This is a genomic window from Caballeronia sp. LZ001, from assembly GCF_031450875.1.
Lineage (GTDB): Bacteria > Pseudomonadota > Gammaproteobacteria > Burkholderiales > Burkholderiaceae > Caballeronia.
Window position 1 is genome coordinate 4,370,737 of sequence record NZ_JARTVX010000004.1, and the last position, 18,020, is coordinate 4,388,756.

Here is an 18,020-nt window from a genome sequence, read left to right on the forward strand (position 1 = left end):
CGGCTGACATCGACAAGAGGACGTTATGAACGCAATCAGGACGCTGCTCGAAGCTCAGCCGCTCTTCACGTTGTTCCTCACGATCGCGCTCGGCTACGTGATTGGCGAGATTAGCCTCAAAGGCGTCTCGCTCGGATCGGGGGCCGTGCTTTTCGTCGGCTTGGCAATCGGCGGATTCGCGCCGAAAGCCTTGCCGCCCGCGCTGCTCGGCACGCTCGGCTTGTTGCTGTTTCTGTACGGCATCGGCATTCAATACGGCGCGCATTTCTTCAAGGGACTGACGAGCGCGGAAGGATTGCGGGCCAACGCGGCAGCGGCGCTTGGCGTCGTCGCGGCGGGTTTCGTGTCGCTTTCGCTGGTGCCGGCGTTCGGTCTCAGGCTCGACGAAACGCTCGGCTTGTTCGCGGGCTCGGGAACCAGTACGGCGACGTTGCAAGCCGTGATCTCAACCTTGCATAGCGATGGCGCCGCCGTGGGCTACAGCGTGACTTATCCATTCGGCGTCGCCGGTCCGATACTGATGATCTACGCCCTCGGCGCGTTGCTCAAAGTGAAGATCGAGGCGCCGCCCGAAAGCAACATCGAGACGGCGGAGATCGCCCTGCAAAATCCCGCGCTCGTCGGTCTCAGCGCAGTCGAACTTCATGCGGAGTTGCCGGATGGCGTGACCATTGCCGCCGTTCGCCGCGCGCATCGCAACCGGCTGCCGACCGCGGATTTCGTTCTGCAAACCGGCGATGTCCTGCTGGCAACGGCATTGGAGCCGGCCGCGCTGGAGGAGGCGGCCACACTCATCGGCGAGGTTCAGCCGGGCAGAATCACGCGGCATCGGGAAGATCTGGATTACCTGCGCGTGTTCGTATCGAGCCGGGTCATGACCGGGCAGCGCATTGGGGACATTCGATTTCCCGATGGCGTCGTCTGCTCGATTGCTCATGTGCGCAGAGGCGACGCCGATATGTTGCCTCACGTCGATCTGATTTTGGAATCCGGAGACAGGGTCGGGTTGCTGGTGAATCGGACGCATGCCAAAGCGGTTCGCAAACTGTTCGGCGACTCGATCAAAGGGACGGCCGAACTCAGCTTCATCTCGATTGGCGTTGGCGCCGCGATTGGCTTGCTCATTGGCATGATTCCGATTCCCGTGCCCGGCGTGGGGAAACTGACGCTCGGGCTTGCGGCGCTGCTGCTGACCGCGCTTTATCTCGGGAAGATTCGTCGCTCGGGGCCATTTATCTGGAGCGTGCCATTGTCGGCGAATCTGGTTCTGCGGAACTTCGGGTTGACCATTTTTCTGGCACAAGTCGGGATTGCTTCCGGACCGAAATTCTTTGCCGAAGTAGGGGCGACGGGTGCTTCGCTCCTGCTTTACGGCGCGGTGATTCTGATTGCGTTAGTGCTCGTGACGGCGTTTTTCTGCTTGGTGATTTTCAAGCTGCCGTTCGATACCACCATTGGCGTTCTCAGCGGTGCTACGGGAAATCCCGCCATTCTCGCGTTTGCCAATCGCGTGACGCCAACCGATAAACCGGATATCGGCTATGCCATGATTTTCCCGTCGATGACCATTCTGAAAATTCTGTTCGCGCAGATTGCCGCCGTGTTGATGGGGCATTGATCAGAAGCGCTGCAAGACAGCGCTGACATCACTGTCAGCGCCACTCAGTTCAGTCCTCGCGACGCAGATGCGGGAACAAAATGACGTCGCGGATGCTCGGGCTGTCGGTCAGCAACATCACCAGCCGGTCAATGCCGATTCCGCAGCCGCCTGTCGGCGGCATGCCGTATTCGAGCGCGCGAATATAGTCGGCATCGAAAAACATGGCTTCTTCGTCGCCAGCGTCTTTCTGATCGACTTGCTTCTGAAAGCGCGCGGCCTGATCTTCCGGATCGTTCAATTCGGAAAAGCCGTTGGCGATCTCGCGGCCCGTGATGAACAACTCGAAGCGCTCCGTGATGCCCGCCACGCTGTCCGACTCACGCGCGAGCGGCGACACTTCGATTGGATAATTGACGATATATGTCGGCTCCCACAGTTGCGATTCGGCCGTCTCTTCGAAAAGCGCCAATTGCAATGCGCCAATGCCCGCATTCAAAAACGCCGGTTGCGTCGTATCCACGCCGAACTTTTTCAATTCCGTGCGCAGGAACGCGGCGTCGCCGAGTTGCGCGTCGGTGTATTGCGGCGCGTATTTTTGAATAGCCTGATTGATCGTCAGCCGATGAAACGGCTTCGAAAAATCGAGTTCGCGGCCCTGATACGTGATGCTCGCGGTGCCGAGCGAGTCGATTGCCGCCTGGCGGATCAGTTGCTCGACGAAGTCCATGAGCCAGTGATAATCCGTGTATGCGGCGTAGAACTCCATCATCGTGAATTCCGGGTTGTGTCGCGGCGACACGCCTTCGTTCCGGAAATTACGATTGATCTCGAACACACGCTCGAAGCCGCCGACGATCAGCCGCTTCAGATACAGCTCCGGCGCGATGCGCAGAAACATCTGCATGTCGAGCGCGTTGTGGTGCGTAACGAAAGGCTTGGCCGCCGCGCCGCCCGGAATGGGGTGCAGCATTGGCGTTTCGACTTCCATGAAGCTCGCCTGCGCCATGAAATTGCGAATGGACGTGACCGCCTTGGTCCGCGCCATGAAGGTCTTGCGCGACTCCGGCGTGACGATCAGATCGACATAACGCTGGCGATAGCGCATTTCCTGATCGGCAAGGCCGTGAAACTTGTCGGGCAGCGGACGCAGCGCCTTCGAAAGCAGGCGCAGTTCCGTGCAGCGCACCGACAGTTCGCCCTTGTTCGTGCGAAACAGGACGCCGCGCGCGGCGACGATATCGCCCAGGTCCCACTTCTTGAAGGCGTCGTAAGTCTCGGCGCCGACGTCGGCGGGCGTGATGAAGAACTGGATCTGGCCGCTGCCGTCCTGGACCGTCGCGAAGCTGGCCTTGCCCATCACGCGCTTGAGCATCATGCGGCCGGCAAGCGCCACGGGCAGGGGATTGGCTTCGAGTGCTTCCTTGTCGGTATTGGCGAATTCGCCTTGCAGCGCGGCGGCCTGATGCGTCGGACGAAAGTCGTTCGGATAAGCGACGCCTTGCTCGCGCAGCGCGCGCAATTTGTCGCGACGCTCGCCGATGATCTGGTTTTCTTCCAGTTCGGGCGCGGCGCCCGCTTGAGTCGGTTCGGTCATGATGTGTAGCTTTCGATACGGTGGGATGCGGCGCGGCGAGGGCCAAACGAAAGCGCGGATACCGAAAGCCGGGATCCGCGCCGCGAAACTCAAACGCCCTGTTTCAGGCTCGCGCTGATGAAGTCGTCGAGGTCGCCGTCGAGCACGGCGCGCGTGTTGCTCATTTCCACGCTGGTGCGCAGGTCCTTCACGCGGCTCTGGTCGAGCACGTAGGAGCGGATCTGATGGCCCCAGCCCACATCGGTCTTGCTCGATTCGAGCTTGTCCTGTTCGGCCTGGCGCTTGCGCATCTCGAATTCGTAGAGACGCGCCTTCAGCATCTGCATGGCTTCCGCGCGGTTGCGGTGCTGCGAGCGGTCGTTCTGGCACTGCACGACGATGCCAGTCGGCGCGTGCGTGAGACGCACCGCGGAGTCGGTCTTGTTGATGTGCTGGCCACCCGCGCCCGAAGCGCGATACGTGTCCGTGCGGATATCGGCGGGATTGATTTCGATCTCGATCGAATCGTCGATTTCCGGATACACGAACACCGACGAGAACGACGTATGCCGCCCGCCCGACGAGTCGAACGGCGATTTGCGCACGAGGCGGTGAATGCCCGTCTCGGTACGCAGATAGCCGTAGGCGTATTCGCCTTCCACCTTGATGGTCGCGCTCTTGATGCCGGCGACGTCGCCTTCGGATTCCTCGAGCACTTCGGTCTTGAAGCCCTTGCGCTCGCAATAGCGAAGATACTGGCGCAGCAGCATGGACGCCCAGTCGCACGCCTCGGTGCCGCCCGCGCCCGCCTGGATGTCGATGAAGCAATTGTTCGGGTCGGCCGGGTTCGAGAACATCCGGCGAAATTCCGTGTCTTCGACGCGCACTCGCAGTGCTTCCGCGTCGGTTTCGCAGGCGACGAGCGTTTCTTCGTCGCCTTCCTCGTGCGCCATCTCGAAGAGATCGCTGGCGTCGCGCAGGTCGTTGTCGAGCGCGGTGAGTTTCGACACCACGCCGTCCAGCAGCTTCTTCTCACGACCGAGCGCCTGCGCGTTCTTCGAGTCGTTCCAGACGTTCGGGTCTTCGAGTTCTTTGTTGACTTCGGCTAGACGCGCTGACTTGGCGTCGTAGTCAAAGATACCCCCGTAGCTCGCCCGCGCGACGGCGCAGGTCGGCCAGAAGGCTTTCGATCGCGTTGAGACGTTCCGCTTCCATTGTCGATCTTCGGCTTCGTAAAAAGGTGCAATTATAGCCGATCGACCGGGTTTTCCCGCTTCGAGCGGGCCGTTCCGGCGGGTTTTCAGCCCGCGTGTTCGACGATCAGCTGCACGCGCGCCACGCCGTTCCATGAATCGCTGACGAGCCGGTAAGCGACCGTCGCGCGCGCCGGGAGCGGGTCGACATGGTTGAACCAGATCGCGTTGAAGCGCTGGCGCCCGCGCAGAAGTTGTAGCTTCAGATGCTTGTCCTTGACGAGCGCCTGCGACGCGACCTCGAACTCGCCGGAGAACGTGGGCGCCGGAAAGCCTTGTCCCCACACGGCTGCATCGATCAATTCGACGAATTGCGGCGTGAAATACGCGTCCTCCAGTTCGCCATCGGTTTCGATGGTGCGTGAAAGCGCGTCGGCCGTCAGCCATTCGCGTCCGATGGCCTCGAACGCGGCCGTGAAGCGCGGAATGTCTGCGGTGGCGAGCGTGAGGCCCGCCGCCATCGCGTGACCGCCAAATTTGTGGATGAGACCGGGTTCGCGCTTCGAAATGAGATCGACGGCGTCGCGCAGATGAAAGCCCGGAATCGAGCGGCCGGAGCCTTTGCAGAGCACGCCGCTGTCGTCGGCGTGCGCGAAGGTGAACGACGGCCGATGAAACCGCTCCTTCAGCCGCCCCGCGACGATGCCGATCACGCCCTGATGCCAGCTCGCGTCGTAGAGCGTGAGCGTGGCGCGCTCGCCGGGGTCGAGCGTCTGCAATTCGGCGAGCGCCTGCTGCTGCATGCCCGCTTCGATCTCGCGGCGCTCGCGGTTCATGCCGTCGAGTTGTTGCGCGAGTTCCCACGCGCGGCCGATATCGTCGGTCGTCAGGCATTCGATGCCGAGCGACATGTCCGACAGCCGTCCCGCCGCGTTCAGACGCGGTCCGAGCGCGAAGCCCAGATCGAAGCCGGAAGCGGTGCGCGCATCGCGGCTCGCGGCCCGGAAAAGCGCGGCGATGCCTGGCTGCATGCGGCCCGAGCGAATCCGCTTCAAACCCTGCGCGACGAGAATGCGATTGTTGGCGTCGAGCTTCACGACATCCGCGACGGTGCCGAGCGCGACCAGATCGAGCAGGCCGTCGAGACGCGGTTCGGGGCGGCCATCGCCATAGGTGTCGCGACGCCGCAGTTCGGCGCGCAGCGCGAGCAGCACGTAGAACATCACGCCCACGCCCGCGATGCATTTGCTCGGAAACGCGCAGCCCGGCTGATTCGGATTGACGATCGCGCGCGCGGCGGGCAACTCGTCGCCGGGCAAGTGATGGTCGGTGACGACGACTTCCATGCCGAGCGCATTGGCGGCCGCGACGCCATCCACGCTGGCAATGCCGTTATCGACCGTGATCAGAAGATCGGGTACGCCGCGTGGCGAACGCGCCGCCAGTTCGACGATCTCCGGCGTGAGCCCGTAGCCATATTCGAAGCGGTTCGGAACCAGATAGTCGATGTCCGCGCCGAACATGCGCAGCCCGCGCACGGCGACGGCGCAGGCGGTCGCGCCGTCGCAGTCGTAATCGGCGACGACGAGCATGCGCTTGTTCGCTGCGAGCGCATCGGCGAGAACGACGGCGGCGGCATCGCAACCCTTCAGGCCGACGGGCGCGTGCAGGCGCTTGAACTCGGTTTCGATTTCGTCGGGCGACGTGACGCCGCGCGACGCATACAGCCTCGCGATGACGGGATGCAGGCCGTGGCGCGCGAGGGCTTCGGCATCGGCGGGGGAGGCGGCGCGGGTAACGATACGCGTCATGCTGTCAGTGACCTATTCGATGAAAAGCGCCGCGATCGGCCGGCGTCGCCAGAACTTGCGCAAGTCCGAGCGCGTGACGCCGAGCGTCACCGAGCCTGTATCGCCGCAGAGCGTGATACCGAGTTTCTTGAGCGTGCCGTTCGCGAGCGCGTCGAGCGCGGGCGCGAACCACGCGGTTTCGAGCGCCTGCAACGAGTCGTTCCAGCGCGCCCAGTCCTGTTCGATGAACGGCGCCGAGAACGGATCGAGTTCGACGAGCGTCGTGCCTTCTTGCGCTTCTCGCCCGTTGGCGAGCGCGGCGAAAGAGTCGGCTGGCGCTTCCGGCGCGATGTTCGAGGCGAGCGCGAGACCGCGCGTGGCGGCGGCGTCGGACATGATGCGGGCGAACGGGCTCTTGACCGGACGCAGCGTGCCTTGTCCGTGCAGCCAGATGGAGTTGATCGCAGGCAGGCCGCGCGACTCGCGTTCTTCGTTGACCGGATGTTCGAACCACGCCATCTGGATTTCGTTCTGCAACTTCATCCAAGCGCGCGAACGTTCGCCCGTGCGGGCTTCGTGCGGCAACCAGATTTCGATGTTGCGTCCCGTCGCGCGCAACGGCGACGCGCCCGCGAGCGCGCCCAGCGCGCCGCCCGACACATACCAGCGCAACGGCGTGGGCGCTTGCAGCGTGATGCCGAGGTCTTCGATCACGGGCCGCGCCGTATCGAAGAGCGTGCGGGCTTCTTCCGTGCGCACGCCGAGCGTGGCCGGATCGATGAGCACGAGATGGTCGTGCGCGATACGCACGTGAACCGGCTCGATACACGCCCAGAGCGCATCGCCGGGCGTGCCGCCATCGGCGAGCAGCATGTAGGGTGCGAGCGGCGCTTCGTCGGAGTTTGGCGCGGCGGCATCGAAACGTTGCGCAATCCAGCGCTCGTGCGGCAGCGTGCGCTGAAAGTCTTCGCCGAGCACCCGCTCTTCCAACGTCGCGCGCGCGAGGAGTTTGTCGAGCGCCGCGCTTTGCAGCCCGTGTAGCGCGGTGGCGGCGTCTGCTGCGGCAGGCAGCGCGAAGGGGAGCAGAAGATGGAGGTCGGAAACGGGCATGATGGTCGGCATTGTAGGGCAAAGGCGCACGCGGCATCGGTGCTCGCCATCGCCCTGGAAGAAGCGATTTCTTCGTCGCCGGACATCGATCGGACCTGCGCCGCGCCTTTGAATTGTCCTAATATGGCAAACTTTCGCCAATTTCGCGCTCGCGTCGCGCTGCATCCGCTAGTCGCGCATGTGCGTAATCAAGAGAGAAGCGCAAAACCGAAGCCGCAAGCAACGACGGCAACGCAGCAACCGTAGAAGAAAGGATTCGCTTGAAACTCCCGTATGAATGGCAGATAGGCTGGCGCTACACGCGCGCCAGCAAACGCACCACAGGCAACGGCTTCATCTCCTTCATCGCGCTCGTGTCGATGGCGGGCATCGCGCTCGGTGTCGCCGCGCTGATCGTCGTGCTCTCGGTCATGAACGGCTTCCAGAAAGAGGTGCGCGACCGCATGCTCTCCGTGCTCGCGCACGTGGAGATCTTCTCGCCGACCGGTTCCATGCCCAACTGGCAAGTGACCGCGCAGGAAGCGCGCCGCAATCCGGAAGTGCTTGGCGCGGCGCCCTATGTCGAAGCCCAGGCGCTGCTCACGCGTCAAGGCGCGGTGAGCGGCGTGGCGTTGCGTGGCGTGGAGCCGTCGCTGGAACCGGAAGTGTCGGACATCGGCAAGGAAATGCGCTCGGGCGCGCTCGCGGACTTGAGGCCGGGCGAATTCGGCATCGTGCTCGGGCGCGATCTCGCGACCAATCTCGGCGTGATGACCGGCGACAAGATCACGCTCGTCGCGCCCGAAGGCACGATCACGCCGGCCGGCATGATGCCTCGACTCAAGCAATTCACGGTGGTCGGCATCTTCGAGTCGGGCCACTACGAATACGATTCGACGCTCGCGCTCATCTCCATTCGCGATGCCGAGGCGCTATTCCGCCTGCCTGCGCCAACCGGCGTGCGGCTGCGGCTGAAGGACATGCAGCGCGCGCCCGAAGTCGCGCGGCAACTCGCGCACACGCTCTCGGGCGACTTGTATATTCGCGACTGGACGCAGCAGAACAAGACGTGGTTCTCCGCCGTGCAGATCGAAAAGCGGATGATGTTCATCATCCTCACGCTGATCATCGCGGTGGCGGCGTTCAATCTTGTCTCGTCGCTCGTGATGACCGTCACCGACAAGCAAGCCGATATCGCCATCCTGCGCACGCTCGGCGCGCAGCCAGGATCGATCATGAAGATCTTCGTGGTGCAGGGCGTGACGATCGGCTTCATCGGTACGGCGCTCGGCGTGACGTTCGGATGTCTCGTCGCATGGAGCATTCCGTGGCTCGTGCCGATGATCGAGCATCTCTTCAACGTGCAGTTTCTGCCGCCTTCGGTTTATTTCATCAGCGAACTGCCGTCCGAACTCGTCCCGGGCGATGTCATGAAGATCGGCGTCATTGCGTTCCTGTTGTCGTCGCTGGCTACGCTGTATCCGAGCTGGCGCGGTTCCAAGGTTCGTCCGGCGGAGGCGCTGCGCTATGAGTGACTTGAACCAGAACGAGATCGTGTTGCACGCGTCTTCCATCTCGAAGACTTTCGTGCAGGGCGGCTTCAACGTGCAGGTGCTCGACAACGCGCAACTGGAAGTGCGGCGCGGCGAGAAGCTCGCCATCGTGGGCGCGTCGGGATCGGGCAAGAGCACCTTGCTGCATGTGCTCGGCGGCCTCGACGAACCGAGCGCGGGCAAGGTCTCGCTGCTCGGCAAGCCGTTCACGCAGTTGAAGGAAAAGGAGCGCAACGAGTTGCGCAATCGCGCGCTTGGCTTCGTGTATCAGTTCCATCATCTGCTGCCGGAATTCACCGCGCTCGATAACGTGGCGATGCCGCTGCGCATTCGCCGCATGCCGGAAGACGAGGCGCGCCGCGAAGCGATGGTCATGCTGGAGCGCGTGGGCATCGGGCATCGCGCGAAGCATCGGCCGGGCGAACTGTCGGGCGGTGAGCGCCAGCGCGTGGCCATTGCGCGGGCGCTCGTCACGCATCCGGCGTGCGTGCTCGCCGATGAACCGACCGGCAATCTCGACGGCGGCACCGCCGACACGGTCTTCAATCTGATGCTGGAACTGTCGCAGACGCTTTCGACGAGCTTCGTGATCGTCACGCACGACCCCGATCTGGCCGCGCGATGCGACCGCATCATGCGCCTGCGCGACGGCGTGCTGCACGAAGAGCCGTCCGTGCCGGTGTAATCACGCGCGCCGCGGAGGACGCCATGTGGATCGATACGCACTGCCATCTCGATGCCTCGGAGTTCGACGCGGACCGCGCCGCCGTCGCGGATGCCGCGCTCGGCGCGGGCGTGTCGCGCATCGTGATTCCGGGTGTGGATCGCGGCAACTTCGACACCGTGCGCGATCTGGCGCATGGCATCGCGGGCGGGGCGTACGCGCTCGGCATCCATCCGCTTTTCACGCCGGGCGCGCGGGAGGACGATCTGCGCGTTCTGCGCGAGAAGATCGAGGCGAGTCTCGACGATCCGTTGTTCGTCGGCATCGGCGAAATCGGGCTGGATTACTTCGTGCCCACGCTCGACGACGCGCGCCAGCAGTTCTTCTACAACGAGCAACTCAAGCTCGCGCGCGAGTTCGATCTCGCGGTGATCTGCCATGTACGCAAGTCGCAGGACAAGGTGCTGAAGGGCTTGCGCGTGCATGCCATCCGATGCGGAATCGCGCATGCGTTCAACGGCAGTTTTCAGCAGGCCGAGGCGTTCATCGCGCAAGGCATGCGTCTCGGTTTCGGCGGCAATCTGACGTTCGAGCGCGCGCGACAGATCCGCCGTCTGGCCAGCGACTTGCCGCTCGAAGCCATCGTTCTCGAAACCGATTCGCCCGATATCGCGCCTTCCTGGCGCTACAAGGGGCGCAATTCGCCGGACCAGGTTCCGGGTATCGCGAAGGTGCTGGCCGAGTTGCGCGGCATCGATGAAAACGCGCTTGCCATCGGCACAACGGCTAACGCGCATCGTGCATTGCCCCGGCTCGCGCTTGCCTCTGCATAATCGTTCGCAGGTTTCGCATTGCTTCGGATGACTTGGTTTTCCGATGCGGATGCGTTCGCTTTGATCGAACGTGTGGGTGAGGATAGGTGCGCGCGATATTGCTCGGTTTCGCGGCGGGCGTCTGGTGGTTACAACAGCAGGCGCAATTGCCGTCGTGGTTGGCGTGGTTCTGCGCTTCGCTGTGCCTTTGCGGCATCGGTGCGCGTGGGGCCCGGCGGCGTTCGGCATTCATCCTGGCCGCGTTCGCATTCGGTTTTGCCTATGCCGCGTTGCGCGCCGACGTGCGACTGCAGGCGCATCTGCCGGTTGCTTACGAACAACGCGATATCGCGTTGACCGGCTTCGTGCGCGGTCTGCCCGAGGCTCAGACGGACGGCGTGCGGTTCCTGTTCGAAGTCGAATCGAATGGCGCGGGGTTGCGAGACTTTCCGCGCATCGTCAGATTGCTGTGGATGCCCGCCGAGCGAGGCCACGCCAACGCGCCGCCGACGCTCGTGCCGGGTCAGCGCTGGACGCTTTACGCGCGTTTGAAGCGTGCGCACGGCAACGCGAACTTCGGGCTGCGCGACAGCGAAGTCGCTTTGCTCGAACGCAATATTCGCGCAACGGGCGCGGTGTCGAACGTGCGGGCGCCACGGCGTTTGCGTGTCGATGCGCGCGGGCCGCTGCTCGCGATAGAGCGCATGCGTGCACGTTTGCGCGGACGCATCGAGACCGTGCTCGCGGATGCGCCCCATCGGGGAATCATCGTGGCGTTGGCGGTGGGCGCGCAGTCATCGGTAAGCGATAGCGACTGGGCCATCATGCGCGCGACCGGCACGAGCCATCTCGTTGCGATTTCGGGGCTGCATATCGGCTTCGTGGCGGGGCTCGCGGCGTTGTTGTGCGGCTTCGCATGGAAGCGCATGCGGCTGCGTGGCATGGCGGCGCCGCTGTGGGTATCCGCGCCGAAAATCGCGGCCTTGGGCGCGGCAATCTTCGCTTCCTGCTATGCGGCGCTCGCCGGTTTCAACGTGCCCGCGCAACGCGTGCTGTGGATGCTGGTCGTGTTCGGCATCGGATTTATCGGCGGGCGAAGGCCGGCTTCTTCGCTGGTGTTCTGCTGGGCGCTCGCGTTCGTGCTGCTTGCCGATCCGTGGGCCGTGACGTCACCCGGATTTTGGCTTTCGTTCGGCGCGGTCGCGGCGATTCTGCATGGCATCGCGTCGGTGGGGCGGCAAGCGGTGAGGGTGGTGGAAGATGCAGAGACGATCGCGCGGGAGATGGAGGCGCGGGAGCCGCCTGATCCCGACGCTGGCCGGCAGCGAGCGAATGTAAGGACGGGTTCGAAAGCGGCGCGAGGCCAGCCCGCCGCGCTCGTGCGTGACGAGAGTAACGACAGCGCTCGTGTGCCGATCGCGTCCCCGGCACATACCACGCCGCTCGAACAGGCGCGACGCGTGATCAACCCAAGCCCCGGTGCTTTCCAAAAGCTCACCGGAGCTTGCCGCCGTGCCGCATCGAATGGACGTCGTCACGCCTTGTCGAGCCTGCGCGTGCAATACGCCGTGACACTCGCGCTCGCGCCTCTGACCATCTACTGGTTCTCGCAGATACCGCTCATCGGCCCGTTGGCCAACTTGTTCGCGATTCCCTGGGTCAGCGTGCTCGTGACGCCCGCGACGCTCGCGGGACTGATCCTTCCCGCGCCGTTCGACGCCCCCGCGCTCCATTTCGCGCACGCATCGTTGAGCATGATGATCGATGCGCTCGCCCGCCTCGCGGCCACGACGAATTCACCGCTCTGGCACTTGCCGCAACCCGGCGCGTTTGCGCTCGCCGCCGCATGCGTGGGCGTCGCGTGGGCGCTCGCGCCGCGCGGCTGGCCGTTGCGCTTTGCCGCGCCGCTCACGTGGCTGCCGCTTCTCGCATCCGCGAATCACGTGACGCCGCATGGCGAGTTTCGCGTGACCGCGCTCGACATCGGGCAAGGCTCGTCGCTCGTCGTCGAAACCCGTCGTCATACGCTCGTTTTCGATGCCGGTCCCGGCCCCGAATCGACGCACGCGGGCGAACGTATCGTCGCGCCGTATCTGCTCGCGGCGGGCATCCGCTCGCTCGATACGCTCGTCATCAGTCACTCCGATTCGGACCACGCAGGCGGCGCGCCCGCGGTGCTGCAAGGCATCGCGGTCGAGCAACTGCTCGCGTCGCTGCCCGCAAGCGACCTGCTCTGGTCGCTTGCACGCGCGCGCGGCGCCGAGAGGCTGCGCTGCGCGGCAGGTCAGCACTGGACGTGGGACGGCGTGGACTTCAGCATGCTCTGGCCGGATGCCGGGCCGCTTACCGGCAAGCCGAATCATCAAGGTTGCGTGATGAAGGTGACGAACGCGGAAGGCCGCAGCGCGCTTTTCACCGCCGATATCGAGGCAGGCGACGAACGCACGCTCATCGCGCGAGATCGCGCGGCGTTGCACGCGGACGTGCTGATCGCGCCGCATCACGGCAGCCGCACGTCATCGACCGAACCGTTTCTCGACTCCGTGAAGCCGCTCGCCGCGATATTTCAGATGGGCTATCTCAACCGTTTTCATCATCCGAACCCGACCGTTTATGCGCGCTATCAGTTGCGCGAGATCGCGCTGTCGCGAAGCGATGAAGACGGCGCGGCGCGGATCGACTTCGGGCAAGAGATCGTGCTCGAACGCTTCCGGCACACTCACTTGCGCTACTGGATGAATCGCTGAACGAGGCGCCGTTCGCCGGACATCGTCCGCGCGCATGCACGTATCGCGCGGTGCGGCGCATGATCGTATGTTTGTGCTGAAACGGGCGTTCGCACCGCCCGCGACAGACATCGCGAGCATCGCCGAGGCGCGCACCGATGCAGGGCATTTGCGCCGCCGATCCTCTGGGTGGGCGCGTGCCTTTACGGTATAATCCGTTTTTCCCGCGAGCATCTAGCGATGACCAAATATGTATTCGTCACCGGCGGCGTAGTTTCTTCCCTTGGCAAGGGTATTGCCGCCGCCTCCCTCGCCGCGATCCTCGAATCGCGCGGTCTGAAAGTCACCCTCCTCAAGCTCGATCCCTACATCAACGTCGACCCCGGCACGATGAGCCCGTTCCAGCACGGGGAAGTGTTCGTGACCGAAGACGGCGCCGAGACCGATCTCGACCTCGGCCATTACGAGCGCTTCATCAGCACGAAGATGCGCAAGGCCAACAACTTCACCACGGGCCAGATCTACGAATCGGTGATCCGCAAGGAACGTCGCGGCGAGTATCTCGGCAAGACGGTGCAGGTCATTCCGCACATCACCAACGAGATTCAGGCTTTCGTCGAACGCGGCGCCGCCGCGGCGACGTGCGGGCAGCCTGACGTGGCAATCGTCGAAGTGGGCGGCACGGTGGGCGACATCGAATCGCTGCCGTTCCTCGAAGCCGCGCGTCAGATGAGCCTGCGCATGGGCCGCAACAGCGCGTGCTTCATCCACCTCACGCTGGTTCCGTTCATCGCCACCGCGGGCGAGCTGAAGACCAAGCCCACGCAGCACAGCGTGCAGAAGCTGCGTGAAATCGGTATCTATCCGAACGTGCTTCTTTGCCGCGCCGACCGCCCGATCCCGGACGACGAGCGCCAGAAGATCTCGCTCTTCTCGAACGTGCATGAGGAAGCGGTCATCTCGGTGTGGGACGTCGACAGCATCTACAAGATTCCGCAGATGCTGAACGATCAGGGCCTCGACGAAATCGTCTGCAACGAGTTGAAGCTCTCGCCGCCGCCAGCCAACCTGAAAATGTGGTCGGATCTCGTCGAAAAACTCGAGCATCCAAAGAACGAAGTGACCATCGGCATGGTGGGCAAGTACGTCGAACTGACGGAGTCGTACAAGTCGCTGATCGAAGCGCTGCGTCACGCCGCCATTCATACGTCGACCAAGGTCAACATCGAATATATCGACTCCGAGCAGATCGAAGCCGAAGGCGCGGACGGTCTCAAGCATCTCGACGCCGTGCTGGTGCCGGGCGGTTTCGGGCGTCGCGGCACGGAAGGCAAGATCAAGGCAATCCGCTATGCGCGCGAGTCGAAGACGCCGTATCTCGGCATCTGTCTCGGCATGCAGCTCGCAGTCATCGAGTTCGCGCGCGACGTCGCCGGTCTCGCCGATGCCAACAGCACCGAGTTCAATGCCGACACGACCAATCCTGTCGTCGCGCTCATCACCGAGTGGTACGACCGTGCGGGCCGCGTCGAAAAGCGCAGCGAGGAATCGGATCTCGGCGGCACCATGCGTCTTGGTTCACAAAAGTGCCCGATCAAGCCCGGTACGATGGCCGAGCGTATTTACGGCACGGATGTGAACGAGCGTCATCGTCACCGTTATGAGGTCAATAACCGTTTCGTGCCCCAGCTCGAAGCCGGCGGGCTTATCATCAGCGCCCGTACGCCGAGCGAGGATCTGCCCGAAATGATGGAGTTGCCGCAAGCACAGCATCCGTGGTTCGTCGGCGTCCAGTTCCACCCGGAATTCACGTCCACGCCGCGCGACGGGCATCCGCTCTTCAAGGCATTCGTCGAAGCGGCGCGCGCGCATAGTCTCACGGCTGGCGGCGCGAACACCACGCAGACCGCGGCCACGGCAGGAGCGCAAGCATGAAGCTGTGTCACTTCGAAGCGGGACTCGACAAGCCGTTCTTCCTTATCGCAGGAACCTGCGTGGTGGAGTCGGAGCAGATGACTATCGACGTCGCCGGGCGTCTCAAGGAAATCACCGACAAGCTTGGCGTGCCGTTCATCTACAAGTCGTCCTACGACAAGGCGAACCGCAGCTCGGGCAAGTCGTTTCGCGGCCTCGGCATGGACGAAGGCTTGCGTATTCTCGGCGAAGTGAAGAAGCAACTCGGCTTGCCGGTCCTGACGGACGTGCACGCCGAGCACGAGATCGAAGCGGTGGCATCGGTCGTGGACGTGCTGCAGACGCCTGCGTTCCTGTGCCGTCAGACCGACTTCATTCATGCGTGCGCGCGTTCGGGCAAACCGGTCAACATCAAGAAAGGCCAGTTCCTCGCGCCGCACGACATGAAGAACGTGATCGACAAGGCGCGCGACGCGGCGCGTGAAGCCGGTCTTTCCGAAGACCGCTTCATGGCGTGCGAGCGCGGCGTGTCGTTCGGCTATAACAACCTCGTGTCCGATATGCGCTCGCTCGCCATCATGCGCGAGACCAACGCGCCTATCGTGTTCGACGCAACTCATTCGGTGCAGTTGCCGGGCGGGCAAGGCACGAGTTCGGGCGGCCAGCGTGAGTTCGTGCCGGTGTTGGCGCGCGCGGCGGTGGCCGTGGGCGTGTCCGGGCTTTTCATGGAGACGCATCCCGATCCCGCGTGCGCAAAGTCGGACGGCCCGAACGCGGTGCCGCTGCATCGCATGGAAGCGTTGCTCGAAACGCTCGTCGCGCTGGATCGCGCGGTCAAGAGCGGTCCTTTTCTCGAAAACGACTTCAGCTGATCGTCAAATCGTTTCAGGCAGTAAAGCGGGCGTCGCCTTCACGGCGTCCGTGTCTTAAAAATAGTCACGCGGAGTGACAACATAAGAGGAGATGGGCGTGCAAGGCCTGGCGGCACGAGGGCTTGTCAAACGCGCCGCGGCCGCAGCAAAACGCATGCAGCCGGTTTCATGTGCGGACCATCGATTTCGACAGTGCCAGACGGTTCGATCGTCGCTGGCGCCAGGCTCGCGCGGCAACACGCGGGCAAGCGCCACGGAATGAACCTGATGGCCGTGGAAGGTGTCTCAAGCGAAGCCGTCGCGCGCGAACCTGGACGCGCGAAGCATCGCTGTGACTGACAGAATTCATCGTCAATTTGAGGAAACCATGAGTGCTATCGTAGATATCATCGGCCGCGAGATTCTCGATTCGCGAGGCAATCCGACCGTCGAATGCGACGTATTGCTCGAATCGGGCACGATGGGCCGCGCAGCGGTGCCGTCGGGTGCATCGACGGGCTCGCGCGAAGCCATCGAACTACGCGACGGCGAAGCCGGCCGCTATGGCGGCAAGGGCGTCCTGAAGGCAGTCGAACACATCAACACCGAGATCTCCGAAGCCATCATGGGTCTCGACGCCTCGGAGCAGGCATTCCTCGACAAGACGCTGCTCGAACTCGACGGCACCGAAAACAAGTCGCGACTCGGCGCGAACGCAATGCTCGCCGTTTCCATGGCGGTTGCGAAGGCCGCAGCCGAGGAAGCGGGACTGCCGCTGTATCGCTACTTCGGCGGCTCGGGCGCCATGCAACTGCCGGTGCCGATGATGAACATCGTCAACGGCGGCGCGCACGCGAACAACAGCCTGGACATCCAGGAATTCATGATCGTGCCGGTAAGCCAGCCGACCTTTCGCGAAGCCCTGCGTTGCGGCGCCGAAGTGTTCCACGCGTTGAAGAAGATTTTGGCCGATCGCGGCATGAGCACGGCAGTGGGCGACGAAGGCGGCTTCGCGCCGAACTTCGGCAGCAACGACGAGTGTCTCTCGACCGTCCTGCAGGCTATCGAGAAAGCGGGGTATCGCGCCGGTGAAGACGTGCTGCTCGCGCTCGATTGCGCGGCAAGTGAGTTCTACCACGACGGCAAGTACCAGTTGGCCGGCGAAGGTCTGCAACTGTCGTCCGGCGAATTTTCGGACTATCTGGCGACGCTCGCCGACAAGTTTCCGATCGTCTCCATTGAAGACGGCATGCACGAAAGCGACTGGGACGGCTGGAAGACGCTGACCGATCGCCTCGGCAAGAAGATTCAGCTCGTCGGCGACGACCTCTTCGTCACCAACACGCGCATCCTGAAGGAAGGCATCGACAAGGGTATCGCCAACTCGATCCTCATCAAGATCAACCAGATCGGCACGCTCACCGAAACCTTCGCGGCGATCGAAATGGCGAAGCGCGCGTCGTACACGGCGGTCATCTCGCACCGTTCGGGCGAGACGGAAGATTCGACCATCGCGGATATCGCCGTCGGTCTGAACGCCGGCCAGATCAAGACCGGCTCGCTGTCGCGCAGCGATCGCATCTCGAAGTACAACCAGTTGCTGCGTATCGAGGAAGACCTCGGCGATATCGCAAGCTACCCCGGCAAGTCGGCGTTCTATAACCTCCGCTAAAGCTTTTGCCGCTTTAGTCGATAAGAACGTTAGTCTTATTTTCAGCCCGCCGCCACGGCCTCGACGTCAATAGAGGTTGCCGGGCGGCGCTTATTTCGGCTACTCGAATGCGGCTCGTAACTGTCGTTCTGGTCTTGTTACTGGCGCTGATCCAATACCCGTTGTGGTGGGGACACGGCGGCTGGCTTCGCGTGCATGAATTGCAGCAGCAGCTCGCGCAGCAAAGCGACAAGAACACGAATCTGAAGCTGCGCAACGAGCGCGTTCAGGGTGAAGTGCAGGATCTGCAAAGCGGCACCGCGGCTGTCGAAGAGCGCGCGCGCTATGAGATGGGCATGGTGAAGGACAGCGAGGTGTTCGTGCAATTCGTGGCGCCGAACTCCAACGCGCCTGTCAACTCGGCCAACGTGCCCGGCATGAACGGTTCGACGCGCGGGCAAGTTTCGGCGGCGCCGTTGCGTGTGGTGCCGAATCCGGTTTCGCGCTCGAAGCAGGAAATGCGCGACGCGGACAAGAAATTGCAGAAGGAAAAGGCCGCCGAGGCGAAGAAGAAGCAGGGCGCGGCTAACTGAGCGGCTTTTCG

General features: G+C 63.3%; 13 protein-coding genes. 9 read left to right on the top strand and 4 right to left on the bottom strand.

The window, feature by feature from the left end:
* The first annotated feature begins 25 nt into the window (after nucleotides 1-25).
* Nucleotides 26-1,618: a TrkA C-terminal domain-containing protein gene (locus P9292_RS31500; RefSeq protein WP_309962884.1), complete on the top strand. Its 1,593-nt coding sequence runs from the start codon at nucleotides 26-28 to the stop codon at nucleotides 1,616-1,618.
* A gap of 49 nt (nucleotides 1,619-1,667) precedes the next feature.
* Here P9292_RS31500 and lysS read toward each other — a convergent pair whose 3' ends face one another.
* The 4 genes from lysS to P9292_RS31520 form a co-directional block, all read right to left on the bottom strand.
* The gene (gene lysS / locus P9292_RS31505; protein WP_309962886.1) at nucleotides 1,668-3,194 is read right to left on the bottom strand and encodes a lysine--tRNA ligase; all 1,527 of its coding nucleotides are present in this window, start codon (nucleotides 3,192-3,194) and stop codon (nucleotides 1,668-1,670) included.
* Between the two features lie 89 nt (nucleotides 3,195-3,283).
* Nucleotides 3,284-4,388 (bottom strand): peptide chain release factor 2 gene (prfB, locus tag P9292_RS31510; RefSeq protein ID WP_244825612.1). Its coding sequence is split into 2 segments (ribosomal slippage): nucleotides 3,284-4,306 and nucleotides 4,308-4,388, totalling 1,104 coding nucleotides; the frame shifts between segments, so codons are not numbered across the junction.
* Nucleotides 4,389-4,473: 85 nt separating this feature from the next.
* The gene (gene recJ / locus P9292_RS31515) at nucleotides 4,474-6,177 is read right to left on the bottom strand and encodes a single-stranded-DNA-specific exonuclease RecJ (RefSeq protein ID WP_244825611.1); all 1,704 of its coding nucleotides are present in this window, start codon (nucleotides 6,175-6,177) and stop codon (nucleotides 4,474-4,476) included.
* A 12-nt stretch (nucleotides 6,178-6,189) separates the two neighbouring features.
* The gene (locus P9292_RS31520) at nucleotides 6,190-7,278 is read right to left on the bottom strand and encodes a regulator (RefSeq protein WP_309962888.1); all 1,089 of its coding nucleotides are present in this window, start codon (nucleotides 7,276-7,278) and stop codon (nucleotides 6,190-6,192) included.
* A gap of 248 nt (nucleotides 7,279-7,526) precedes the next feature.
* On the opposite strand from P9292_RS31520, the gene P9292_RS31525 reads away from it, so the two are divergent.
* From P9292_RS31525 to ftsB, 8 genes are all read left to right on the top strand, one after another.
* Nucleotides 7,527-8,780: a lipoprotein-releasing ABC transporter permease subunit gene (locus P9292_RS31525; RefSeq protein WP_244825609.1), complete on the top strand. Its 1,254-nt coding sequence runs from the start codon at nucleotides 7,527-7,529 to the stop codon at nucleotides 8,778-8,780.
* Nucleotides 8,773-9,483: a lipoprotein-releasing ABC transporter ATP-binding protein LolD gene (gene lolD / locus P9292_RS31530; RefSeq protein ID WP_250465188.1), complete on the top strand. Its 711-nt coding sequence runs from the start codon at nucleotides 8,773-8,775 to the stop codon at nucleotides 9,481-9,483. The genes P9292_RS31525 and lolD overlap by 8 nt, the downstream gene beginning before the upstream one ends.
* A 23-nt stretch (nucleotides 9,484-9,506) precedes the next feature.
* Nucleotides 9,507-10,295: a TatD family hydrolase gene (locus tag P9292_RS31535; RefSeq protein ID WP_309962891.1), complete on the top strand. Its 789-nt coding sequence runs from the start codon at nucleotides 9,507-9,509 to the stop codon at nucleotides 10,293-10,295.
* A gap of 86 nt (nucleotides 10,296-10,381) precedes the next feature.
* The gene (locus tag P9292_RS31540; protein WP_309962893.1) at nucleotides 10,382-13,021 is read left to right on the top strand and encodes a DNA internalization-related competence protein ComEC/Rec2; all 2,640 of its coding nucleotides are present in this window, start codon (nucleotides 10,382-10,384) and stop codon (nucleotides 13,019-13,021) included.
* A gap of 219 nt (nucleotides 13,022-13,240) precedes the next feature.
* A complete protein-coding gene (locus P9292_RS31545; protein WP_309843570.1) occupies nucleotides 13,241-14,935 on the top strand; it encodes a CTP synthase in 1,695 nt (564 codons plus the stop codon).
* Entirely contained in the window at nucleotides 14,932-15,786 is an 855-nt protein-coding gene (gene kdsA / locus P9292_RS31550; protein ID WP_244825602.1) for a 3-deoxy-8-phosphooctulonate synthase, read from the top strand. Before P9292_RS31545 ends, kdsA begins: the two co-directional genes overlap by 4 nt.
* A gap of 367 nt (nucleotides 15,787-16,153) precedes the next feature.
* The gene (gene eno, locus P9292_RS31555; RefSeq protein WP_244825600.1) at nucleotides 16,154-17,437 is read left to right on the top strand and encodes a phosphopyruvate hydratase; all 1,284 of its coding nucleotides are present in this window, start codon (nucleotides 16,154-16,156) and stop codon (nucleotides 17,435-17,437) included.
* Nucleotides 17,438-17,544: 107 nt separating this feature from the next.
* Entirely contained in the window at nucleotides 17,545-18,009 is a 465-nt protein-coding gene (gene ftsB, locus P9292_RS31560) for a cell division protein FtsB (protein ID WP_250509238.1), read from the top strand.
* Nucleotides 18,010-18,020 lie beyond the last annotated feature (11 nt).